The sequence below is a fragment of the Photorhabdus antumapuensis genome (assembly GCF_020387775.1).
GTDB lineage: Bacteria > Pseudomonadota > Gammaproteobacteria > Enterobacterales > Enterobacteriaceae > Photorhabdus > Photorhabdus antumapuensis.
This window is the reverse complement of record NZ_JAHZMK010000012.1, coordinates 169749-194340: the sequence shown is the minus strand read 5'-3', so window position 1 is coordinate 194340 and position 24592 is coordinate 169749. Positions and strand designations below refer to the sequence as shown.

The 24592-nt window shown below is 43.7% G+C and carries 20 protein-coding genes and 1 pseudogene; 16 read left to right on the top strand and 5 right to left on the bottom strand.

Annotated features, from left to right (window positions below; genetic code table 11):
- Positions 1-3 precede the first annotated feature (3 nt).
- The 4 genes and pseudogenes from tssE to KZ793_RS04320 form a co-directional block, all read left to right on the top strand.
- Entirely contained in the window at positions 4-444 is a 441-nt protein-coding gene (gene tssE / locus KZ793_RS04335) for a type VI secretion system baseplate subunit TssE (protein WP_225813855.1), read from the top strand.
- 197 nt (positions 445-641) lie between these two features.
- Positions 642-1895 (top strand): hypothetical protein, encoded by a 1254-nt coding sequence (locus KZ793_RS04330; protein WP_225813813.1) that lies wholly within the window; start codon positions 642-644, stop codon positions 1893-1895.
- A 103-nt stretch (positions 1896-1998) separates the two neighbouring features.
- Positions 1999-2184: a hypothetical protein gene (locus tag KZ793_RS04325; protein ID WP_225813811.1), complete on the top strand. Its 186-nt coding sequence runs from the start codon at positions 1999-2001 to the stop codon at positions 2182-2184.
- Between the two features lie 1131 nt (positions 2185-3315).
- Positions 3316-3420, top strand: a pseudogene (locus KZ793_RS04320) (transposase); the annotation flags it as partial.
- Positions 3421-3533: 113 nt separating this feature from the next.
- Here the strand turns inward: KZ793_RS04320 and KZ793_RS04315 are convergent.
- Both KZ793_RS04315 and sbcD read right to left on the bottom strand, forming a co-directional pair.
- Positions 3534-7220 carry an SbcC/MukB-like Walker B domain-containing protein gene (locus tag KZ793_RS04315; protein ID WP_225813810.1) on the bottom strand — a complete coding sequence of 1229 codons (3687 nt, stop codon included), beginning with the start codon at positions 7218-7220 and terminating at the stop codon, positions 3534-3536.
- The gene (gene sbcD / locus KZ793_RS04310; protein ID WP_225813809.1) at positions 7217-8452 is read right to left on the bottom strand and encodes an exonuclease subunit SbcD; all 1236 of its coding nucleotides are present in this window, start codon (positions 8450-8452) and stop codon (positions 7217-7219) included. The genes KZ793_RS04315 and sbcD overlap by 4 nt, the downstream gene beginning before the upstream one ends.
- A gap of 261 nt (positions 8453-8713) precedes the next feature.
- Between sbcD and phoB the strand changes: the two genes are divergently transcribed.
- The 3 genes from phoB to brnQ all read left to right on the top strand — a co-directional run bounded on the left by phoB (position 8714) and on the right by brnQ (position 12469).
- Positions 8714-9403, top strand: a complete 690-nt coding sequence (gene phoB, locus KZ793_RS04305) for a phosphate regulon transcriptional regulator PhoB (RefSeq protein WP_112879375.1) — start codon at positions 8714-8716, stop codon at positions 9401-9403.
- A gap of 46 nt (positions 9404-9449) precedes the next feature.
- Entirely contained in the window at positions 9450-10787 is a 1338-nt protein-coding gene (phoR, locus tag KZ793_RS04300) for a phosphate regulon sensor histidine kinase PhoR (protein WP_225813808.1), read from the top strand.
- 350 nt (positions 10788-11137) lie between these two features.
- Entirely contained in the window at positions 11138-12469 is a 1332-nt protein-coding gene (gene brnQ, locus KZ793_RS04295; RefSeq protein ID WP_225813854.1) for a branched-chain amino acid transport system II carrier protein, read from the top strand.
- A gap of 122 nt (positions 12470-12591) precedes the next feature.
- Here brnQ and ggt read toward each other — a convergent pair whose 3' ends face one another.
- The 3 genes from ggt to KZ793_RS04280 all read right to left on the bottom strand — a co-directional run bounded on the left by ggt (position 12592) and on the right by KZ793_RS04280 (position 16079).
- On the bottom strand, positions 12592-14352 hold the full coding sequence (gene ggt, locus KZ793_RS04290; RefSeq protein ID WP_225813805.1) for a gamma-glutamyltransferase: 1761 nt from the start codon (positions 14350-14352) through the stop codon (positions 12592-12594).
- A gap of 218 nt (positions 14353-14570) precedes the next feature.
- Positions 14571-15173 carry a peroxiredoxin C gene (locus KZ793_RS04285; RefSeq protein WP_118987802.1) on the bottom strand — a complete coding sequence of 201 codons (603 nt, stop codon included), beginning with the start codon at positions 15171-15173 and terminating at the stop codon, positions 14571-14573.
- A gap of 309 nt (positions 15174-15482) precedes the next feature.
- On the bottom strand, positions 15483-16079 hold the full coding sequence (locus tag KZ793_RS04280; RefSeq protein ID WP_225813803.1) for an acyl carrier protein phosphodiesterase: 597 nt from the start codon (positions 16077-16079) through the stop codon (positions 15483-15485).
- A 104-nt stretch (positions 16080-16183) separates the two neighbouring features.
- Here KZ793_RS04280 and queA point away from each other — a divergent pair, with 104 nt between their 5' ends.
- The 9 genes from queA (at position 16184) to nusB (ending at position 24512) form a co-directional block, all read left to right on the top strand.
- Entirely contained in the window at positions 16184-17251 is a 1068-nt protein-coding gene (gene queA / locus KZ793_RS04275; protein WP_225813801.1) for a tRNA preQ1(34) S-adenosylmethionine ribosyltransferase-isomerase QueA, read from the top strand.
- 141 nt (positions 17252-17392) lie between these two features.
- The gene (tgt, locus tag KZ793_RS04270; protein ID WP_225813799.1) at positions 17393-18517 is read left to right on the top strand and encodes a tRNA guanosine(34) transglycosylase Tgt; all 1125 of its coding nucleotides are present in this window, start codon (positions 17393-17395) and stop codon (positions 18515-18517) included.
- A gap of 92 nt (positions 18518-18609) precedes the next feature.
- A complete protein-coding gene (gene yajC, locus KZ793_RS04265) occupies positions 18610-18939 on the top strand; it encodes a preprotein translocase subunit YajC (RefSeq protein ID WP_011148038.1) in 330 nt (109 codons plus the stop codon).
- Between the two features lie 27 nt (positions 18940-18966).
- Positions 18967-20814 (top strand): protein translocase subunit SecD, encoded by a 1848-nt coding sequence (gene secD, locus KZ793_RS04260; protein ID WP_225813793.1) that lies wholly within the window; start codon positions 18967-18969, stop codon positions 20812-20814.
- A gap of 10 nt (positions 20815-20824) precedes the next feature.
- The gene (secF, locus tag KZ793_RS04255) at positions 20825-21793 is read left to right on the top strand and encodes a protein translocase subunit SecF (RefSeq protein WP_225813791.1); all 969 of its coding nucleotides are present in this window, start codon (positions 20825-20827) and stop codon (positions 21791-21793) included.
- Between the two features lie 114 nt (positions 21794-21907).
- Complete coding sequence (gene nrdR / locus KZ793_RS04250) at positions 21908-22357, top strand: transcriptional regulator NrdR (protein WP_225813789.1); 450 nt, start codon at positions 21908-21910, stop codon at positions 22355-22357.
- Between the two features lie 4 nt (positions 22358-22361).
- Positions 22362-23471 (top strand): bifunctional diaminohydroxyphosphoribosylaminopyrimidine deaminase/5-amino-6-(5-phosphoribosylamino)uracil reductase RibD, encoded by a 1110-nt coding sequence (ribD, locus tag KZ793_RS04245; protein WP_225813787.1) that lies wholly within the window; start codon positions 22362-22364, stop codon positions 23469-23471.
- Between the two features lie 127 nt (positions 23472-23598).
- Positions 23599-24069, top strand: coding sequence for a 6,7-dimethyl-8-ribityllumazine synthase (gene ribH, locus KZ793_RS04240; protein ID WP_225813785.1), 471 nt, complete (start codon positions 23599-23601; stop codon positions 24067-24069).
- A 26-nt stretch (positions 24070-24095) separates the two neighbouring features.
- Positions 24096-24512 carry a transcription antitermination factor NusB gene (nusB, locus tag KZ793_RS04235; RefSeq protein ID WP_112879366.1) on the top strand — a complete coding sequence of 139 codons (417 nt, stop codon included), beginning with the start codon at positions 24096-24098 and terminating at the stop codon, positions 24510-24512.
- The last annotated feature ends 80 nt before the right edge of the window (positions 24513-24592 follow it).

Here is a 24592-nt window from a genome sequence, read left to right as displayed (position 1 = left end):
AAAATGAAGACGAAAACGAAAAGGCCCTCCCTGTATGACCGCCTGAAGGGGGGCTTTACCGGTGGCCTGGCATTGTCCCAAGTCAGTGAAGAGCAGCAGGTGATTTTGTCGGTACTGGACAATATGCAGCGTGTCCTCAACTGTCGGGCGGGAACGCTCGCTCATCTGCCGGATTATGGTTTGCCTGATCTCAGCATCATTTTGCAAGAGCTGCCTGCGTCGTCGCAGCGTCTGATCGCGACGATCGAGCATACGCTGTTGACTTATGAGCCGCGTTTGAAGCAGGTCACGGTTACGTTACTGCCGATGCTTGAACCGGCGCATCTGCGTTATGACATCAATGCGGAATTGAAAGGCGTGGGATTAGTGCGTTTTAGCACGGAGTTTGTGCCGGAAGGGCAAGTCTTGATCCGCCATTTACGCCAGCAAGGGCGCATAGATTAATTTTTTGTTTCATCAGGCTATTTGGGTTTGCCTTTCTGGTCTGTATTAATCACGCAACAGAGGCTAATAAGGATACATGTTATGGCCGCAATCTCATCCGGTTACACCGTACATACGGGGGATGACCCGCGTGCACTGCTCACCCATCCTCTTGTTAATCTTAATCACCCCAATGAACTATAAGGATTTTTTTATCTATGAACAATGTTGTTGACGTTTTGTCGTTGCCTGACTGGTATCCGTGCGCTTTCTCTCATCTGGATGCAAAGGAATATGCCCTGGTGTGTCAAATCTGGCAGCGTGAGCCGGTGTTACGTGAACGGGTCGCGGAACTCGATAAATATCATCTCAGAGGCCGCCAGGAAAAGCAGGCCGTAAAACCGACGAAACATACACATCAGGTGTACTATTGTCATTCCTGCCAGTGTGACCACGCTGACTATTTCGATACGCCATTTCATCTGATTGATCATCACCTGCATGTCCGTCTATATGCCGTCTTGGTCACGCTATGGGGCTGTTGGTGTATTGAAAATGCTATACGTATAAGCCACTGTCATAAAAAGTCTACGTGGGAACGTTATCGCCAACGATTGGCACCGGTTCTGGTGTTGACGAGTGGCCGGCCAGTGACACCGTATCCCCGTTATCTGCTGGGATTTTCGCCGGGTCAACAAGGGATACACTGTCCGGCGTGTCAATCATCGCGGCTGAACTACGTTGAGGAAATGCCGGCGGGCAATCCCATGGTTCACTGTGAGGCGTGCCAGCATCAGTTTGTAATGTATCCGGATATACCTAAGGGAGTTGATCCGTTTGCCGATAAAACACTGAATGACCAGGTGTCTGAACCGGACTGGTTCCGGCGTTTGTTTGCGTATACCACGCAAGCGCAATACCAGCATTTGAGATGTGTCTGGCAAAGAGAGCCGGTACTCCGGGCATTAGCTGATCGTCTGGATGAACAAAATCCGACGTTGGGTGGGGTGTATGAATGTCCCCGGTGCGGGAATCGACATGTGACAACCACTCATCGGGATGAATATTACTGTCGATTCTGTGATAAGACGTTCGCTGCCAGCGTGGGCTCATTATTTTATAATTTGCAAAGGCGATATTATTATCGGTTGTATGCCACGCTGGTTTTATTGTGGGTACAGTGGCGGCCTACACATGCTGCGGCGATCGGTAAGCTCAGAAAGATAGAGGTATTTAATTTCTACCGTAAACGGCTGCAACCGCTGTTTGATGAACTCGGTGATCAGCCTATCACGCCGTACCCACGGTATATGGCTGGGTTTACCCTAGGAAGACAAGGGGTTCACTGTCTTTGCTGTCAGTCTTCGAATGTGGATGCCGTGGGATTTATTGTCGTCTGCCCGGATAATCCGAAAATTCGTTGTCAGGACTGCGGGTATGAGTTTCGGCTGCAAGCTTGGCGGGAAATTTAAACCCTCCCAAATGCTTTAATGGACCCCCGCACGTAACGTATGTCCGTTAGCGAAGACGTTTGCCTATCGGTTCAGCCCTTCGTTAGCCGCGGTTGAATGCCATATGACGATATCTTTATTCACTCAGGCGCCCACCGAGATGACCATCACGGCAGATACTGCCTCTGAGCGCACTTACCTGCCCGCCCCAGAAACTTTACGTGACCATTTACTCTTGGCGGAGGCGGGTTATATCGATTTTCAGTATTTTCAACAGGTCTCACAGTATGATGGTTCGTTTGTTGTTTAGGGGAGTCAATCGCTCAATCCTTTGATTATTAAAGCAAAAAATGGCCTGGAAAAACCGCTACAGAGTCAGTATTAATGCTCGTTTGGAAATCGTGGATAAAAAAGAATGAATGATCAACTAGGTAAGTGATTATTATGATCGGTAAAGATAAAGTGCGGGTATGATTAAACGCGGGTTAAACGTAAAATACGATATTCCATGATGATTAAATTTAACAGAAATTAGGGGTTAAAAGTGGTAAGAAAGAGTGTTAAAACTTTATGCCAGTGAAAACCAATAATTAAAATAATGATTTTAATAATAGTCTGAAACTTGCCCATCATAAAGTTATTTGTAGAAGATGATAAATAAGAATTGGCTTTGTTAATATTTATGTATTTTGTGGGGAGGGATAAATAAGAATATGAATAGATTAATCAGATAATCTATTTACCCCAAGTAACTGGCTTTAATAACGTTTTTAACCTGGTAATAAACTCTGTCGTAAACCAATTAAATTATCGATTATAGAAAGTTGGTATAATAAAATTATTAAATAAATGATTTAACCGAATGCGAGTCGGATTGTTTTAAGCGTTATTATTTTGCATTTATCATGCAAAATAATGGTATCTTAAATACATTCGTTTAAACTTGCTTTGATTTAAGCTATGCCTAATAGATTTCGAGTTGCATCGCGACGGCAAGGGAGCGAATCCCCGGGAGCATAGATAACTATGTGACCGGGGTGAGAGAGTGCAGCCAACAAAGAGGCAGCTTGAAAGATAACGGGTATATGCCTCTTTTTATGCCTTTAATGCTAAAATTAATTGATGTTGTTATTTTTATAATCTATTTTAGCTCTCCGTTAATATTTGAATGTTTTTCACCATCAATGATGTAATAATATATTATTAGACATTATAGAAAACCAATTAACCGACAACACGCTATCTGAAATTTTATAAAATACGAAAAAGTCGCTATTTTTTAAAATAGAGGGTTGTCATCATACCTATAAGCTATTAAGCTATTAAGCTATTAAGCTATTAAGCTATTAAGCTATTAAGCTATTAAGCTATTAAGCTATTAAGCTATTAAGCTATTAAGCTATTAAGCTATTAAGCTATTAAGCTATTAAAACCATCGTCTTTAAGGGACGCTTACAGCAAACCAGTGCTTTGGTTAAATTCTTATTTTTTAGGCTCATGCGAAGGAGCACCACTGGAAGCTGTTAAACAGTACATTCAAAACTAGCAAGGTAACGTTTTGTCGGTATTTCTTTCCCGCCTTTATGTTGGCGGGAGTACCTTTCGAGGAAAAGCTGACTGTATTCAGTTCACTTTGGGAAACGTTTTTGTTGTGTTCCATTATGACTTGTCATAACGAAACTCAGGTGAGAGTTTACTTATCCCAAGACCATTAATTTTTTTAACCTTAATCTGTACGGGTATCCGTTCTTTCATGGCTTCAATGTGGCTGATAACACCAATGGTTTTACCGGAAGCATTTAAATGATCCAGCGCGTCAAGAGCAATATCAAGGGTTTCTTGATCTAGTGTGCCAAAGCCTTCATCCAGGAATAGTGAATCAATACAGGTTTTATTACTGACTAAATCAGATAGCGCTAGAGCCAGAGCGAGGCTGACCAGAAAACTTTCGCCACCAGAAAGCGTTTTAGTATCACGAATAGCATCGGCTTGCCAGGTATCAACCACTTGTAGTTCAAGACCATCGCTGTTTTTACGTTGCAAATCGTAGCGTCCGTGCAATTTTTTCAGCCGTTGATTAGCGAGATGAACCAAATGATCCAGTGTTAATCCTTGAGCAAAGCGACGGAATTTAGCACCATCAGCCGAACCAATCAGGTTATTAAGATAACTCCTGTCATCATAATTTTGTTGGCAATAGCTGATCTCTGCCAATAAGGATTTTTGCTGTTGACGGCGTATTGCATCATTACCAAGCAGGTTTTTCAGCTCTCCTTGTTGTAAGGTGTTTCTTTTTAGCTCATCAGTAATGTTTTCCAACTGTTCGGTCAGTTGCGATTTTGTGTATTGATTAAGTAACTCAGGGGGATTTTTTCGATGTTGTTGTAGAGTTTCTGCTGCTTTTTGGCATAGGGCGTTGGCTTGTATCTGCTGTTGTTCAAGCTGTTCTTTGAGTTGTTGCAATTCCTTACGTTGCTCTTGCGATAACAGCGCTGATGCAACGGCATGCTGATCGGCAAATGGGCTCTTTGCTAACGCAGCATTGAAGTTTTGTTCTGCCTGCTGTTTTTGTTGTTCAGACTGGTTATCGTTTTTTTCTGTCTCATGAATGGCGCCGGTCAATTGGTTGATGCTGGATTGTGCCTGTTGCAGATGTGATTGTGCCTGTTTGTATGCTTCTTCCAGTTGTTGAGATTGTTGTTGTAATGCCTGAGTGATGTCCGTAACAGATTGCTCACCAAATAGTTGTTGGCGCTGTTGTTGTGTCTCTGTGAGTTGCAGTTTCTGTTGTTGAGCTGTTTGATTAAGCCCATTTAAACGGGATACATATTCTTCTTTCTGTTTATGCAATGATTCAATCTGATTTTGGATAACCGCCTCTTCTTTTTGGATCTGTTGCCAATTTTCATGACAGTTTTGATATACCTGCCACTCTTTTCTACGTTGTTGCAGCCAGTTTTCACTCTCATTCAGCATTGGTGGTGATAAATCATATTGCTGTAATTCTGATGTCATTTTTTCGATGACATCCGTCAGTTTACGCTGCTGCTGTTGTATCTCTGGTTGCAGTTCAGATAAGTGTTTTTTCAGTACATGGTGTTGATGCTTACTCAGTTCAATATTTCGCTCAATTTCTTTAATGTGTTCTTGATGAGCAGCCAGTGTTTTTTCTGTTTTCTGGTATGTTTTTTCTGTTAGTTCAAGTTCGGTTAATTGAGTCTGGCAAAGCTGATGAGCAGATTGGTTTTGTTGCACAAATAGTTCAAGAGCGGGTTTATCTGAAAGAGAAATTTCGATCTGTAATATTGCGCAAGTTTCCTGCCATTGTTGAGTTAATATATTCAATCGTGGTTCAGCATCAGCAATTTCTTGCAAAATATGGTCGTATTGTTGCTGTTGGAACTCTTTTTTATTAACCAATGATATTTTGGTGGCTTGTAATTCATCGAATTGCAGGCGTAAATCTTTTAACCGTTGTTCTGATTTTGGCAATTCAATATTTTGATAAGCCTGAATTGCAGGATGATGTTCAGAGCCGCACAGTGGGCAAGGGGAGCCTTCCTTGAGTTGTGCCCGCTCTTTTTCCAGACTGACAATCTTTTGTTCTAACTGAATACGTTGAGTAAGATCGGCTAAATGCTGCTGTTTGCCTGAGAGTTGTTTATTAATGGATTCAATTTGAACAGGAAGTTCCTTTAATAATTTTTCCGGTTGTTGTAAGCGAATATGATGACTGGCAATAGTGGCTTGTAATTGCAAGATTTGTGGGGACAGGATTTCCAGTTTATGTTGCAGCGGTAGCTGTTCCTGATATTGAGTTAATTGTTTTTTTAATTTCTCCGGCGAATATTGTTTTTGCAGAGTAAAAAATTGTTGCTTGGCCTGCTCAAATGCCAGTTCCAGTGGTTGGTTATTTTCAATCTGTTGTTTTAAGTTTTCCCCTTGTTTATGCAGATTATCGTTAAGTTGCGCGATTTCGGCGGTGAGCTTGCCAACTTTTTGCGTTTGGTGATCAATTTGTTGCTGCTGTTCTTGCCACCAAGAGAATTGGTGTTGCCAAAAAGCCAGCTTTTCACCGAAATATTGATGATAAGGGTGTTGTTCGAAATAGTTTTCCAGTTGTTTTCTTTGATTGGTGAATGATAGGGCGCGCTGATTTGCTGTGTCATATTGCTGACAACGGTTTTCAAGTACAGTTTTCTGCTCGTTGATTTGTTGCTGAGTAAGATTGAGCGCTTTAATCTGTACCGCAATTTGATGATCTAATGGAATCACCTGTTCTGTTATCAGCTTTTCTTGTTGTTGCCGGTGTTGTTGATGCTCTGTTCTGGCAGAATCTGCATGAGTCACGTTTTGCTGTATCGGCGTGAGTATCTGTTGTTGATGATGGAGTTGCTGACGCATCTCTGCCAACTGTTTGCTGATTCTCTGATGTTCATATTGTGTTCGGTTTTTATCATCCAGCAATGGGCGCAGTGTTTCTGCGGGTTCACTGCCGGCCAGTTTTTGCAGCTGCGGTTCTGCATGAGTCAGCGCTTTTTCTGCCTGCTGTAAGGAAGCGTTATTTTCAGTAACAAGTTGCTCAAGTTCTTCCTCACGTGTCAGCCATTGTGCCGAATGTTGCAATGTTTTTATCTGTTGATTGAGTTGTGATTCAGCTTGGGTGAGTTGTTGCTGTTGTTCCAGATATTGTTGATGCTGCTCTGCTGTTAGCAAATCAATGGCGGATGCTTTGGCTTGTAGAATATCCAGCTCCGACTGTGCTTGTTTATGTTGTTGGTAAATTTGTTGGGATAAAATTCCGTAAATTTCAGTGCCGGTTAACTCTTCCAATAAATCAGCCCGTTCGTTTGGTTTGGCATTGAGGAAAGCGGCGAAGTCCCCTTGGGATAACAACATGGATTTGGTGAAACGGCCGTAATCTAATCCGGTAATTTCAATGATTTTCTCTTTCTTATCTTGGGGCTTATCTGCCAGAATTTTGCCGCTGTTGCTGAGTGCGAGCTCCGCTTTAGGGGTTTGCAGATTGCCATTAGGTTGATTACGTGCTCGCCGTTGGCTCCAAAAAGCACGGTAAGCGACACCTTTCACTTCAAATTCAACTTCGGCTAGTGATTCCGCTGTGTGTCGGGTCATCAGCTCATTTTGTGAGGTAGAAATCGTCAAGCGTGGCGTTTCGTGATACAGCGCAAGGCAGATCGCATCTAATAAAGTGGTTTTACCCGCACCGGTAGGGCCGGTTATGGCGAACAGACCACTGCTGGCAAACGGCTCTGCTGTGAAATCAATTTTCCATTCACCTTGTAATGAATTAATGTTTTTTAGCCGTAGACTCAAAATTTTCATGCCTGCTCTTCCTTGTTTTTAGCCTGATAGATATCGTGCAGTGTTTGTTCGAAAAGGGTGGTCAGACGTTTTTTATGTTCTTCATCTTCGAGTGCTGATTGTGCAAGCCGTCGGGCAAAAACCTCGTTAACGCTAAGTTCTGTCAGAGTTTCTCTGTTTTCTTGTGCTAGCCTATTTTGTCGCTGTGTTTTACTACGTCGTAGCAGAATGACTTCGACCGGAAGCTCAGCAACCATTGATTGAATCCTTTTCTGAATATCATGGAGGTAATCTTGGGTTGCAACTTCAATATCCAGCCAGACGGGTTGCTCTCCTTGATAGTCATTAAAAGTTTTCAACTGTTGTTCAATTTGTTGTAGGTTGCCCTTTATTAGTTGCATGGGCTGATATTGCGGAATGGGTAAAAGCTTGATGGATTCCAGTTTGTCTTGGGTAAATTCCACCAAACAAACACTTTTCTCTTGCCCGACTTCATCGAAACTAAGAGGAATAGGGGAACCGCTGTAGCGAATATGTTCAGATTTAGCCACTACTTGTGGCCGGTGAATATGCCCAAGCGCAATATAGTCTACCGGCGGGAAAGCTTGCGCCGGGAAGGCATCCAATGTACCAATATAAATATCCCGCACCGAATCTGTAACAGTGGCGCCAATGGTCGTCAGATGCCCGGTAGCAATGATAGGTAAGGGCAAATTCAATTCATCACGTAATTCACACGCTTGCCGATAGAGTCGATGATAGTGTTCTGCAATGGCTTCTTGTAATACGAGTTGTTTTTGTTCTCCTGACTGACCAGACTGGCTGAGCATAATATCTCTTGGCCGCAGAAAAGGGATTGCACAAAGAATTGCACCGGCATTGCCTTGTTTGGTGGTGAGTACTTTTATCTGTTTTTGTGGATCTTTTTCTGCATGAGCAATAACGGTGGTATTTAGGCAGGAAAGGAGTTCTTTTGATTCATTTAATGTTGCTACTGAATCATGGTTACCACCAAGGATAATTAACTGACAGCCAGTCGGTTGTAGTTCAACGACAAAGCGATTATACAATTCACGGGCATAGCTAGGCGGTGAACCGGTATCAAATACATCTCCGGCAACAATTAATGCATCGGCCTGATAATGTTCAATCTGTTTAATCAGCCAGCGCAGAAAATGTTGATGTTCAGCAACCCGGCTTTTTGTAAAAAAATATTGGCCAAGATGCCAGTCCGAAGTGTGAATAATACGCATAGTTTCGCCGTCATTGGTTAAAGTGAAGCATGATTATAATCGCTATATTCTGGATGTCGCTTTTAAATCTGATTTCGTGAATATATCTCCGAGCGGCTTCGCATTCATTATGAAATATGACAATTGTTAAATTAATTATTGCGAAATCGATTGCAGATAGAGGATAACCAAGGCAGGATTTCATAAATTTGTCATAAAACTGACGCATAATGCTTTTTCAAACTAAGTAGCGTTTATCTCAATATATTAACGGGATTAATCATGGCAAGACGCATTCTGGTAGTTGAAGATGAAGCTCCGATTCGTGAGATGGTCTGTTTTGTGCTGGAAAAAAACGGGTATCAGCCGGTAGAAGCAGAGGATTATGATTCTGCGTTGGCATGTTTATCTGAACCCTATCCTGATTTAGTGTTATTGGATTGGATGCTCCCCGGTGGTTCTGGTTTGCAGATAATTAAGCAGATGAAACGGAATAATAATATTCGTGATATTCCGGTGATGATGTTGACTGCCCGTGGTGAAGAGGAAGATCGGGTGCGTGGCCTCGAAGTTGGGGCAGATGACTATATCACTAAGCCTTTCTCTCCCAAGGAGTTGGTTGCCAGAGTTAAAGCGGTATTACGGCGTATTTCACCGATGGTCATGGAAGATATCATCGAAATGGATGGTTTGGTTTTGGATTCAACGTCCCATCGGGTGACTAGCCAGGATAAAGCACTGGATATGGGGCCGACGGAATTTAAATTATTGCACTTCTTTATGACTCACCCTGAGCGAGTCTATAGTCGTGAACAGTTGCTTAATTATGTTTGGGGAGCAAATGTTTATGTTGAAGATAGAACTGTTGATGTCCATATTCGCCGTTTACGTAAAGTATTAGAGATTGGCGGCCATGATAAAATGGTGCAGACCGTTCGTGGTACGGGCTATCGTTTTTCTACCCGTTACTAAGTGCCTATTGGGATAGGCAGTAAATCCACGCACCGGAGAATCTAATGTGTTAGAACGTTTATCTTGGAAAAAACTGGTTTCAGAGCTGTTTCTCTTTTGTTTGCCTGCGTTAATTCTATCGATATTTATTGGTCATTTGTCTTGGTGTTTATTTGCTTCGGTGTTTTTGGTACTGATATGGCATGGTTATAACTTGCTGAAACTTTCGAATTGGCTATGGTTGGATCGCAGTATGTTGCCACCGTCGGGGAGAGGAGGGTGGGAGCCAATTTTCTATGGTATTCACCAGATGCAGCAACGGAATCGAAAACGGCGTCGTGAGCTGGCGCTGTTGATCAAACGGTTTCGTAGCGGGGCGGAATCATTGCCCGATGCTATTGTGATGATGACAACGGAAGGTAATATTTTCTGGTGTAACCATTTGGCACAACATTTGCTTGGTTTTCGTTGGCCTGAAGACAATGGACAGCATATTTTTAATTTACTTCGCTACCCTGATTTTAGCCGATATATCCTGTCCAGGGATTTTTCGCGCCCTTTATCCATTGAATTAAATCATGGTTTCACTGTTGAGTTTCGGGTGATGCCTTATTCTGAGGGGCAGTTCTTAATGGTTGCCAGAGATGTGACTCAGAAGCGAACACTGGAAAATGCTCGTCGTGACTTTTTTGCCAATGTCAGTCATGAAATGCGTACCCCTCTAACCGTCTTGCAGGGTTATTTGGAAGTGATGCAGGATCAGGCAGAGGATAGTTCGCTAAATAAGAAAGCGCTGAATACGATGCAGGAGCAAACCCGGAGGCTGGACAGTTTGGTGAAACAATTATTGCAACTGTCTAAAATTGAAGTCGCTCCCCAGATTGATATGAATGAAGTCGTTGATGTGCCTTTGATGCTTAAAGTATTGCGTCAGGAAGCCACAGCGCTGGGTAATGAATGTTATAAGATTAATTTTGATATTGGTGAAGATCTAAAAGTGTTCGGTAATGAAGAACAGCTTCGCAGTGCAATGTCGAATTTGGTTTATAACGCGGTTAACCATACTCCTAAAGGCACTCAAATTGATGTTAGTTGGAAAAAGAATTCCCACGGTGTTGAATTTACAGTGAAAGATAATGGGCAAGGTATCAGTGCTGAACATCTACCTCGTTTGACTGAACGTTTTTATCGAGTAGATAAAGCGCGTTCTAGACAAACTGGAGGAAGTGGTCTCGGTCTTGCGATTGTTAAACATGCCTTACATCATCACCATTCTCATCTTGAAGTTTCCAGCGAAATAGGCAAAGGGACGATCTTTAGTTTTACTTTACCGACAGGATTGATTGTACCTGTCAAAATAACCAGCAGAAGAGATAGGAATAATTTGATTAACAGTAATAATTAATCTTCGTAATTGATTATTATTTTTTCAGGTTAAAAAAAACGCAAATCATATAGTGTTTATTCAATGATAGCTAACAGCAATCACTAGTTTTGAAAAAGAGTACGGCATATACTTCTGCATTCTGGTTTATCTATTGCCTTCTGGCACTATAAAAGTTTTACTTGTGGGCAGTTGTTGGCGATTCTATCTATAATGACCACTATAACCTGTCTTCAACAGATACCTGGTGAATATTATTTTGATAATAAATCGTTAAATTAGGGTTCAATATTGTCAATATGGGCTTAACTATTGACGATATTTATATTATTCAGGCCATTAAATATGGTAACAAAACATTAATAATCATTATGACACATCGTTTATCATCTAAGGATATTTGGGCATTAGGGTTTATGACTTTTGCTCTGTTTGTCGGGGCGGGAAACATTATTTTTCCCCCTATGGTGGGGTTACAATCAGGTGAATATGTTTGGCTGGCAGCATTAGGCTTTCTAACGACAGCGGTTGGTTTACCCGTCATTACAATCATCTCATTGGCAAAAGTTGGCGGTGGTATTGAAGAGCTGAGTTCACCTATTGGTAAAGTTGCTGGTTTGCTGCTTGCGACAGTGTGTTATTTGGCTGTTGGTCCTTTATTCGCTATCCCACGGACTGCAACGGTCTCTTTTGAAGTAGGCATTGCCCCGCTTACCAGTACCGGTGAGTTATCCCTGTTTATCTACAGTCTTATTTATTTTGTTCTGGTCATTGCTGTTTCCCTTTATCCAGGCCGTTTGCTTGATACTGTCGGGCATGTGTTAGCACCTATCAAGATGTTGGCGTTAGGTATACTTGGTGTTGCTGCTTTACTTTGGCCGGCCGGTAGTTCAATTCCAGCTATTGATATTTATCAGCAAATCCCATTCTCCAGCGGTTTCGTCAATGGTTATCTGACAATGGATACGCTGGGTGCGATGGTATTTGGGATTGTCATTGTTAACGCAGCGCGTTCAAGAGGCGTTGCCTCATCTTCATTATTAACCCGTTATGCGATGTGGGCAGGTTTTATTGCTGGCCTTGGTCTGATACTGGTTTATCTATCTCTGTTCAAATTAGGTGCTGGTAGTGGATCGTTAGTGCCTCATGCGGAAAATGGTGCTGTCATTTTGCATGCCTATGTTCATCATACTTTTGGTGGTGTCGGCAGTATTTTCTTGGCTGTGTTGATTTTCGTCGCCTGTATGGTGACTGCGGTTGGATTAACGTGTGCATGTGCTGAGTTTTTCAGCCGTTATTTGCCCCTGTCTTATCGTTCACTGGTTCTGATCCTGGGTGGATTTTCCATGTTGACTTCTAACCTTGGTTTGAGTCATTTGATTAAGATTTCCATACCGGTACTGACTGCTATTTATCCACCTTGTATCGTTCTGATTGTGTTGAGTTTCACGCTGTGCTGGTGGCACAATTTTACCCGTATTTTGGCGCCGGTAATGTTAGTTAGTCTGATGTTTGGTATCTTGGATGCGATTAAATCATCTGAAGCACTGGCGTATTTATTACCGAACTGGGCAACTCGTTTACCACTGGCGGATCAGGGGTTAGCCTGGTTAGCACCATCTCTGCTAGTTTTAGTCGTGTTTGGTATTTATGACCGAGTTTTAGGGCGTTCAGGTGCTCGCGAGAGGCAAACTCATCAATGATAATAGCCCGTTTATTCTGACGGCTTGTCATCGTTAGATGTTTAGGGAGAGTACGGGATAGGGTTTCTGAGAAGGCGCTCCTATCCCGATATCTTATTGTTTCTTGGGCTACCGGCTATCTATTAGTAACCAATAGCCGCACCTGCTGGGCGTCGAACATCATTGGCGCCATAGAAATGGTTTTCACGAACCTGACCAGATACGGCGGCATCGTTACCTGAAGAATTAGCTGAAGCGCCAGCGGTTTTAGGTAAACCAACCATAATGACTTCAGCAGCACCCCACGGTATCTGCTCCACCATCTTGTATCCCATTTTTTCTAGTAAATTCAACGAGTCTTTAGAAATTCCACGTTGCTCATAATAAACTTCATCGGGTAACCATTGGTGATGAATACGAGGGCTATTGACCGCTTCTTGAGGAGACATTCCGTGATCAATGATGTTTAAGGCGGTTTGCAGGGTAATAGAGATAATACGGGAGCCGCCGGGTGAGCCCAGGACAAGGAATACCTTATTGTCTTTTGTGACAAGTGTCGGACTCATTGAGGATAGTGGGCGCTTACCAGGGGCAATAGAGTTAGTTGCACCTTGAACGAGACCATAAAGATTCTTCTCACCAATTTTAGTGGTGAAATCATCCATCTCATCATTGAGGAAGAAACCTGTTCCGGGGGCGATGGCGACAGCACCAAAAAGTCCGTTGATAGTATAGGTAGTTGAAACTGCATTACCTTCTTTGTCGGTAATGGAGTAGTGTGTGGTTTCTGGTTTCTCATGGGGTCCAATACCTGGTTGAACATTCTCCGATAATGTTGCTTTACCCGGCTCTATTTTTTTACGTAGAGATTCAGCATACTGTTTACTCAGTAAGCGATCGATTGGATTTTTAACAAATTCTGGATCACCAAGGTAAGTATTTCTATCCATATAGGCATGGCGCATGGCCTCTGTCAGTGTGTGAATATAATTAGCCGAGTTGAATCCCATTTCTTTGAGGTTATAGCCTTCCAAAATATTCAGAATTTCGCACATGGTGACTCCGCCTGAACTCGGTGGCGGGGAAGAGATAAATTTATAACCGCGATAGTTACAGGTGACAGGGGTTGTTTCTGAAATTTTATAATTGGCAAAATCGGCTTCGGTAATAATGCCGCCGGATTTTTTAGCGGCTTCTGCGACCAGTTTAGGGATATTTCCATGATAGAAAGCTTCTTGCCCTTTTTTAGCAATTAACTCTAACGTATTTGCCAGATCGGTTTGTATCAGTCTGTCGCCCGGTTGATAAGGAGAGCCATCTTTGCGTAGGAAAATACGGGCTGCTTCTGGATCTTTGCGGAAGCGTTTGATTGAGGTGTCCAGAATATCAGTGTCTGCACGGGTTAGTATAAAGCCTTCTCGTGCCAGCTTAATTGCGGGTGCCATGACTTGTTCACGGCTCAATTTGCCATATTTTTTTAGGGTGCTGTCTAATCCCATTACGGTTCCGGGCACACCGGCAGCGCGGTAACCATATAAACTGGCCCCTTTAATAACATTGCCTTCTTTATCCAGATACATGTTGGCACTTGCCGCACTTGGAGCAGTTTCGCGGAAGTTAATAAAAGTATCTGTACCATCAGCTAAATGAATTGTCATAAAGCCGCCACCACCAATATTGCCGCAGCATGGATTGACGACGGCTTGGGCGTAGCCAACGGCAACCGCTGCATCAACGGCATTTCCACCCATTTTGAGGATATCCACTCCAACTTGTGAAGCAAGATGTTGGGCTGAAACGACCATACCATTTTTAGCTTCAACAGCCGGTTCCGAAGCGGCATAAAGATGGGATGAGATGAGCAAGGATATGATTGCCAGTGGTGTTTTCCATGTTTTCAACATGTTGTAAGCTCCTGTCTTTTGGCGAGGTTATTTTTATCGGTGGAATGATTTGTTTTATTTACAGCGATTTTAATGTTAATCAATTGTAAATTTAATTGTAAGTGGTGATAGTTATCGGGAAGGAGGTTTTTTGTGCGCAAGGTGGCAAAACGAGGAATTTTAGCGATAAAAAACCAGCCGAAATAACCGGCTGGTCTAAATATGGGTAATATCTAAGGTTATAGTTTAGCAGCGTTTTGAGACAGGTATTTAGCTACGCCATCTGGAGAAGCACTCATGCCTTCTTTACCTTTTTCCCACTGTGCAGGGCAGACATCGCCGTGCTCTTCATGGAATTGCAGCGCGTCAACCATACGCAGCATTTCGTCAATGTTGCGGCCCAGAGGCAGATCGTTAACGACTTGATGACGAACGACGCCGTTTTTGTCGATCAGGAAAGAACCACGCAGAGCTACGCCTGCATCTGGATGCTCAATGCCGTAGGATTTTTGAATCTCACGTTTAGTATCAGCAACCATTGCATATTTAACTTCGCCAATACCACCTTGATCGACAGGAGTTTTACGCCATGCGTTGTGGACGAATTCAGAATCAAAAGAAACACCTATAACTTCAACACCGCGCTTTTTGAACTCTTCGTAGCGGTGGTCAAATGCGATCAGCTCAGAAGGACATACGAAAGTAAAGTCCATTGGCCAGAAAAAGATAACGGCAGGTTTACCGTTCAGGTGTTTTTTCAGATTGAAATTCCCAACTATTTCGCCGTTGCCGAGGACCGCTGCTGCTGTAAAGTCAGGGGCTTGACGAGTTACCAGAACCATGAGTTACTCCTGTAGTTTTGCGGGGTTTATGTAAAAATTTGATATAGAATAAGGAATTAGCGTACACCAATAAAGGATAAAATACTAATCTTTGCAATAGATTTTACCTATCAATACTTTATTTTTATTTTCTTTACTGTAATGGCTCTCTGTGTTGCTTGGATGAGGCTGTTTGCTTCGTAAGCTGTGGCGCATAGTGACTTAATTTGACACGAGTTTCATGGAGTAGAAAATAGTGAGTTCTACTGACTGTAGATCAATCATGTTTGAGTTGGACTTAAACAAAGGCGATATTTTGAATGCAAACGCCTATTGGGGTAAGCAGTAAAAATCCTTATTTTCTGCTTTTTCCATCATATAGGGATAAAATTGCCAGAATAGTGCTTCGAAATCAGCGTAATGTTGTTCTATATCCTGAAATGATCCCGATAAAGCCGATAATTTGGGATGTCTTCGGGCCATGCCTTTTAACACATCTGCGATAAACGCAAGATCTGCATAGCGGATCAGCCAGTTTTGCGGCCATAAAAATTCATTCAGTTCCTGAAACTTTTCGGGAGTTTGATAAAGATGAGGTTCAATCTGGTTGCGAGCATGGAGAATAAATGCCGGTAATGAGTAGGTGGGAACCAGTTTATCCCAATTCAAGGAGAGGAAGTGATCCCAGATAATATCCAAAGTAATTGGCGCAACCCGTCGATATGGATCACTGAATAAGTGACGGGCTTGAATAACCAATGGATGGGTATCTGTTAATACGTCAACTCGCCGATGCATACGAATACCTGCAACCACATCAGCGCTGTATTGCCCCTCTGGGTTGCCGCGAACAAAATCTGCCATCAGATTTCCTAACAGGGAACTGTCAGCCAGAGTAGCTAAATGAAGGTGAGCGAGAAAATTCATTCGGCAATTATAATATAAATCCGCGAAGTTATGTGCTTATTTGTTGCACCCTTAGGGCTGCGGCACTAGACTAGTCCGCCTGTTTTTCTGAATGATTAAATATAATGCGTGTCTCCGATTTTACTTTTGAACTTCCTGACGAAATGATTGCTCATTACCCTCAACCGCAACGCAGTGGCTGCCGTCTGCTCTCGCTTGATGGTGAAACGGGGGCATTGACGCATGGTATTTTTACGGATGTTCTCGATAAGTTGAATGCCGGAGATTTGCTGGTTTTCAATAATACTCGTGTCATACCTGCGCGTATTTTCGGCCGGAAAGCTACTGGCGGTAAGCTGGAAGTGCTGGTCGAGCGGGTGCTAGATGATAAGCGGGTACTTGCACATGTGCGTGCTTCCAAAGCACCAAAAGAGGGAACTGAGCTGTTATTGGGTGACAATGAAAGTCTTAAAGCAACCATGTTGGCTCGCCATGATAGCCTGTTCGAAATACGTTTTGATGATGAGCGTGATGTGTTGTCCATTTTGGATGACATAGGTCATATACCTTTGCCGCCTTATATTAATCGTCCTGATGAAGAGGCAGACCGTGAGTTGTACCAAACTGTATACAGTGAACGGCCCGGGGCGGTAGCTGCACCAACAGCCGGCCTTCATTTTGATGAGCCATTATTGGAAGCGTTGCGTAAAAAGGGCGTGGAAATGGTTTTTGTGACATTGCATGTTGGTGCGGGTACTTTCCAGCCAGTGCGGGTGGAGACCATTGAAGATCATATTATGCATGCTGAGTATGCAGAAGTGCCACAGGATGTCGTTGATGCAGCGCTGGCATGTAAGGCGCGAGGTAACAAAGTTGTTGCCGTTGGCACAACGTCAGTGCGTTCGCTGGAAAGTGCAGCAAAAGCCTGTCAGGATGGATTAATTGCGCCATTTTTTAATGACACGCAAATTTTTATTTATCCGGGTTTTGAATATCAGGTTGTGGACGCGTTGATTACTAATTTCCATTTGCCGGAATCGACACTTATTATGTTGGTTTCTGCGTTTGCGGGTTATAAAAATACGATGAATGCCTATAAAGAGGCGGTTGCGGAAAAGTACCGTTTCTTTAGTTACGGTGATGCCATGTTTATTCGTCGTAATCCCTTGGCTTGCCAAGAGAAGATTTCTTAATTCAATATAATGATTATGGCATTGACTGGAAAATGTTGTTGAGAACACGGTTATGTAGATCTCTCTATTTAACAGTCAATTCCAACTTTGTCTGGTCTCAAGCAACAGCATCGGACTGTTTATCTGATGCCTGGAGGTTAAGTGAAATTTGAATTACAAACTACCGACGGTCAAGCCCGTCGTGGTCGTCTGATTTTTGAGCGTGGTGTGGTAGAAACGCCGGCATTTATGCCAGTTGGGACTTATGGCACAGTAAAAGGAATGACACCGGAAGAAGTGAAAGAAACCGGTGCGCAGATCCTGCTTGGCAATACTTTCCATCTGTGGCTGCGCCCAGGGCAGGAAATCATGAAACTTCATGGTGATTTGCATAGATTTATGCAGTGGCATGGTCCAATCTTGACGGATTCAGGCGGTTTTCAAGTATTCAGCCTTGGCGCAATGCGCAAAATCAAAGAGGAAGGGGTACATTTCCGTAACCCAATTAATGGTACGCCGGTTTTCCTCAGCCCAGAAAAATCGATGGAAATCCAGTATGACTTGGGTTCTGATATTGTCATGATTTTTGATGAATGTACGCCATATCCTGCTGATTGGGATTATGCGAAACGTTCGATGGAGATGTCCTTGCGTTGGGCTGCGCGTAGTCGTAAGCGTTTTGATGAGCTACAGAATAAAAATGCTTTGTTTGGTATTATTCAGGGAAGCATTTACGAAGATTTACGTGACATCTCAGTAAAAGGTCTGGTAGAGATTGGTTTTGATGGATACGCTGTAGGTGGTCTGGCGGTAGGGGAGCCTAAAGAGGATATGCACCGTATTCTTGAACATGTCTGTCCGCAAATCCCGCAAGACAAACCGCGCTATCTGATGGGGGTAGGGAAACCAGAGGATTTGGTGGAGGGAGTTCGTCGTGGCATTGATATGTTCGATTGTGTGATGCCAACCCGTAATGCCCGTAATGGTCATCTTTTTGTGACCGATGGTGTGATTAAAATCCGTAATGCCAAACATAAAGAGGATACTTCGCCACTGGATGAGCAGTGTGACTGTTATACTTGTCGAAATTATAGTCGGGCATATTTGCATCATCTTGACCGTTGTAACGAAATTCTCGGTGCAAGGCTGAATACTATCCATAATTTGCGGTATTATCAGCGCCTGATGGCTAATATCCGTCAAGCCATTGAGGAAGGTAATCTTGAACAGTTTGTTGAAGATTTTTATCAACGGATTGGTAAACCCGTTCCGGCATTAAGTATTTGACTTAATTAGTGATTGACTGGTTTCAGCGTGTATAGCATATTGCGGCTAGTTTTTGATTACTATTGAATTTGATAACAATGAGGGAAGTTTTAATGAGTATTATTTCTGAAGCAGCAGCATCTGCTGGCGCACCGGCTCAGGGAAGCCCATATTCTTTGATCATCATGCTGGTCGTTTTCGGCTTGATCTTCTATTTCATGATCCTGCGTCCACAACAGAAACGTACCAAAGAACACAGAAAGCTGATGGATTCTATTTCCAAAGGTGATGAGGTGATGACCAATGGTGGTTTGATTGGTCGTGTCACTAAAGTTTCTGACACGGGTTATATCGTTGTAGCACTGAATGACACTACTGAAGTGACCATTAAACGTGATTTCGTCGCTGCCGTTTTACCGAAAGGTACAATGAAGGCTCTGTAATTTCTGATTTTCCCGAAGGGAACTGCCGTGCTAAACCGTTATCCTTTGTGGAAGTATCTGATGCTGATCGCTGCGATCCTCATCGGTTTGCTTTATGCACTTCCCAACCTTTATGGTGAGGATCCGGCTGTACAAATCACTGGCGTGCGAGGTATTGCCGCCAGTGAGCAAACGCTGGCCCAAGTCCATAATGTTTTAGAAAAAAATCAAATCGCGAGTAAATCTATTGCGCTGGAAAATGGTGCGATTCTTGCTCGTTTCAATAATTCCGATATTCAGCTTCGTGCCCGTGAAGTATTGATGTCTACATTAGGCGATCAATACGTGGTGGCATTGAACCTGGCGCCAGCGACACCAGCCTGGTTAAGTAAGGTTGGCGCTGAGCCAATGAAACTGGGCCTTGATCTGCGAGGTGGGGTGCACTTCCTGATGGAAGTGGATATGGAAACTGCATTAGGCAAACTGCAAGAGCAGAATATTGATGGCCTGCGCACTGATTTGCGTGAAAAAGGCATTTCTTATTCCACTGCCCGCAAAATTGATAATTACGGCGTAGAGATCCGCTTCCGTGATGAAAAAGCCCGTTCTGATGCGGAGAGCTATCTTACCAATCGTCATCGTGATGTAGTTTTCAGTGTTGGAGCCAATAATACCCTGAAAGCGGTGATGAGTGATGAACGTCAGCGCGAAGCCCGTTCTTATGCTGTGCAGCAGAACATTACTATTCTGCGTAACCGTGTTAATCAGCTGGGTGTGGCTGAACCATTGGTTCAGCGTCAGGGTGCTGACCGTATTGTGGTTGAATTACCGGGTATTCAGGATACTGCTCGTGCAAAAGAGATTCTTGGTGCGACAGCAACGTTGGAGTTCCGTTTAGTCAATACAAGTATTGATTCTACTGCGGCTATATCAGGTCGTGTACCGGGTGATTCTGAGGTGAAAAATACCCGCGATGGTAGCCCGGTTGTGTTATATAAGCGAGTTATTCTGACCGGGGATCATATTACAGATTCAACTTCTGGTACCGATGAATACGGTAATCCGGAGGTGAATATTTCACTGGACAGTGCGGGTGGAAGCGCGATGTCTAATTTCACCAAAGACAATGTTGGTAAGCCAATGGCAACGTTGTTTGTGGAATATAAAGACAGTGGTAAGAAAGATGCTAACGGCCGTGCTGTGTTAGTTAAAAATGAAGAAGTGATTAACATCGCCAATATTCAGGTTCGTCTGGGGAGTAATTTCCGTATCACGGGTATTTCCAATGCGGCTGAAGCCCGTCAGTTATCCTTGCTGCTGCGTGCCGGCGCTTTGATTGCACCGATTCAGATTGTGGAAGAACGTACCATTGGGCCAACCCTTGGTCTGCAAAATATTGAGCAAGGGTTGGAAGCCTGTTTGTGGGGCCTGGTCGCATCAATCCTGTTTATGGTGATTTACTACCGTAAATTCGGTTTGATTGCGAGTAGCGCGCTGTTGGCTAACCTGGTGCTGATTGTTGGTGTTATGTCTCTGTTACCGGGGGCTACGCTAACCATGCCGGGGATTGCTGGTATTGTTCTGACGCTGGCAGTGGCAGTCGATGCTAACGTGTTGATAAACGAACGTATCAAAGAAGAGCTGCGTAATGGTCGTACCATACAGCAAGCGATACATGAAGGCTATAAAGGCGCTTTCTCCAGTATTATCGACGCCAACCTGACTACGCTGATTACTGCGATCATTCTTTACGCTGTTGGTACAGGGTCAATTAAAGGCTTTGCAATAACAACGTCAATTGGTGTCGCGACTTCTATGTTCACCGCTATTGTAGGTACTCGAGGGATCGTCAACCTGCTATACGGCGGTAAGCGTATTAAGAAGCTGTCAATTTAAGGAGTACGTTGTGGCACAGGATTATACTGTTGAACAATTGAACTACGGTCGCAGAGTCTATGACTTTATGCGCTGGGACAACGTTGCTTTCGGAATTTCGTTGCTGCTGTTGGTAGCTTCTGTTTTTGTGATGGCAACCCGCGGGTTTAACTGGGGACTCGATTTTACCGGTGGTACGGTAATCGAAATCAAACTCAGTCAATCTGCTGATCTGGATAAGATGCGTGATAGCCTGGCGAAAGCGGGTTTTGAAGATCCTCTGTTGCAAAATTTCGGTAGTAGCCGTGATGTAATGGTGCGTATGCCGCCAGTTACGGGAGCGGCTAATGAGGAACTGGGTAACAAGGTTATTAAGGTCATTAATGACACCATTGATAAAGATGCGAGTGTCAATCGTATTGAAATTGTTGGGCCAAGTGTCGGTGCTGAACTTGCCCAAGATGGTGCAATGGCGTTGCTGGCGGCGCTTATCTGTATCTTGATTTATGTTGGATTCCGTTTTGAGTGGCGTTTAGCACTGGGTGCGGTTCTCGCCCTTGCCCATGACGTCATCATCACGTTAGGGGTTCTGTCACTGTTCCATATTGAGATTGACCTGACCATTGTGGCATCGCTGATGTCGGTTATTGGTTATTCATTGAATGACAGTATCGTGGTTTCTGACCGTATCCGTGAGAATTTCCGTAAGATCCGTCGTGGTACGTCGTATGAAATTATGAACGTCTCTCTGACGCAAACATTGAGCCGTACCATCATGACGTCTGCAACAACTTTACTGGTGGTGCTGATGTTGTATATTTTCGGTGGTGCGATGTTGAAGGGTTTCTCACTAGCGATGTTAATCGGTGTTTCTATCGGTACGGTATCTTCTATCTATGTTGCTTCCGCTTTAGCGTTGAAACTGGGTATGAAGCGTGAACACATGATCCAGCAAAAGGTTGAGAAGGAAGGGGCTGATCAGCCATCTTTATTGCCTTAATTATTCTGCCTTGATGCTGTTCAAACACCCTGTGAGTATCTGGCTGACAGGGTGTTTTTTATTCAGATTAAGGTAAACTGTAAACTTAGTTCGGACTAACCATCAGGAAGTGATATGCATTGCCCATTTTGTGCCGCTGTTGATACCAAAGTGATTGACTCCCGTTTGGTGGGGGATGGCTCTCAGGTGCGCCGGCGTCGCCAGTGTCTTGAGTGTCATGAACGATTTACCACTTTTGAAATGGCTGAGTTAGTTATGCCGAGAGTGATAAAAAGTGATGATATCCGAGAGCCGTTCGATGAAGAAAAACTGCGCCGAGGTATGCAAAAAGCATTGGAGAAACGTCCGGTCAGTTCTGATGATGTAGAAGTGGCGATTAGCTATATTAAATCTCAGTTACGTGCTACCGGTGAACGGGAAATTCCATCTAAAATGATTGGTAATTTGGTGATGGATGAATTGAAGAAATTGGATAAAGTCGCCTATATCCGCTTTGCTTCTGTCTATCGCAGTTTTGAAGATATTCGTGAATTTGGCGAAGAGATTGCTAAATTACAAGGTTGAGCCAGTGAATAACGATAAAAAATATATGGCGCGTGCTCTGGAATTGGCGCGTCAAGGGCGCTTTACCACGTCACCTAATCCTAACGTCGGTTGTGTGATTGTGCTTGATGGGCAAATTGTTGGGGAAGGTTTTCATTTACGTTCTGGTGAGCCGCATGCTGAGGTTCACGCTTTACGGATAGCCGGAGATAAAGCTAAAGGCGCAACTGTTTATGTCACGCTTGAGCCATGCAGTCATCACGGTAAAACACCGCCTTGTGCCGATGCGTTGATTGCGGCTGGCGTTAGCCGTGTGGTTGCGGCGATGCAGGATCCTAATCCACAAGTAGCAGGCAGGGGGCTTTATAAGCTGCAACAGGCTGGTATTGCAGTAGAACATGGGCTGATGATGGAGGAGGCTGAGTCTCTCAACCGGGGATTTTTGAAGCGGATGCGTACTGGGTTCCCGTATGTTCAGTTGAAGATGGCTGCTTCTCTTGACGGGCGAACTGCATTAGCTTCTGGCGCAAGTAAATGGATTACATCACCACAAGCTCGCTGTGATGTGCAAAAATTCCGTGCTCAATGTAGCGCGATTCTGAGTTCCAGTAGCACTGTTTTAGCTGATGATCCTTACTTGACGGTTCGTTGGGGTGAATTGGACGCAGAAACCCAGGCGGTTTATCCCAAGGAAAATCTTTGTCAACCGGTACGTGTTATTGTTGACAGTCAGAATCGGGTTGGCTCTCAGCATCAGGTCATACAACAGCCCGGTTATTGTTGGTTGGCTCGTACTAAAACGGATGAACATGATTTATCTGAAAATGTAGAACAGATACTGTTACCTGCTCATGGTATTGGGGTAGATTTGGTGTCATTGATGATGCAATTGGGTAAGCGTCAGATCAACACAGTTTGGACTGAGTGTGGGGCATTGCTGGCGGGTACCTTGCTAACTTTAGGGTTGGTGGATGAATTGGTTCTTTACGTTGCGCCAAAAGTGCTAGGTGATACGGCTTGTGGTTTGTTCACTATTCCTGAACTCAAAAATCTGGCGGATGCGCCGGAATTTGACATTTTTGATATACAGCAAGTTGGGCCTGATCTTCGTCTGCGTCTACGGCCTGTATACTGACTGAATATGTGAGTGTGGGTTAGTTTGCCTGTTTTTATGCTCTGCTGCTAAATCGGCAGGCGCAGCTAACGAAAGAATATGATAGAATCCGCCCCCCCTGCGGATATGAACAGATAGAAGGAAGGCTATGAACGTAATCAAAGGTGTTGTTGCAGCTCCGCAAGCTCGTGTGGCGATTGCCATTGCACGTTTTAACAACTTCATTAATGACAGTCTGTTAGGAGGGGCGGTAGATGCGCTTGAGCGTATCGGTCAGGTTTCCTCAGAGAATATCACTGTTGTCTGGGTTCCTGGTGCTTACGAGTTGCCATTAATAGTGAAGACATTGGTCGAAACCCAAAAATATGACGCTGTTGTCGCGCTAGGTACAGTTATCCGTGGTGGTACCGCTCATTTTGAATACGTTGCTGGTGAATGCAGTTCTGGTCTGTCTAGTGTGGCGATGACGAGTCAAATTCCAGTAGCGTTTGGTGTTCTGACCACAGAAAGCATTGAACAGGCGATTGAGCGCGCTGGAACCAAAGCGGGTAATAAAGGTGCGGAAGCTGCATTAACCGCACTGGAAATGGTCAATGTAATTAATGCCATTAAAGGCTGATTTTAGTTTTAATTAAGGGGAATCTTGTGAAACCTGCTGCTCGTCGTCGTGCTCGTGAGTGCGCTGTTCAGGCTATATATTCATGGCAATTATCTGGCAATAGCATTGCTGATGTTGAATTACAGTTTCTGTCGGAGCAGGACGTCACTGGTGTTGACGTAACCTATTTTCGTGAGTTGCTGTCAGGAGTAGCTGTAAATGCGGCTAAGCTGGATGCTTTGATGGCCCCTTATCTTTCCCGTCAGCTCGAAGAGTTAGGTCAGGTAGAAAAAGCCATTTTGCGTGTTGCTATGTTTGAACTAAGTTATCGTGATGATGTCCCTTATAAAGTGGCTATTAACGAAGCTATCGAATTGGCAAAAGTCTTCGGTGCTGAAGATAGTCACAAATTCGTGAACGGAGTACTGGATAAATCTGGTCCGGCAGTACGCAGAAAAAGATAAGCTACTGCTTGTCGGGATTTTCCCACCGTAGACGATGATTTGTAAGGCCGGGATACCGGCCTTATGTTCATGATCATCAG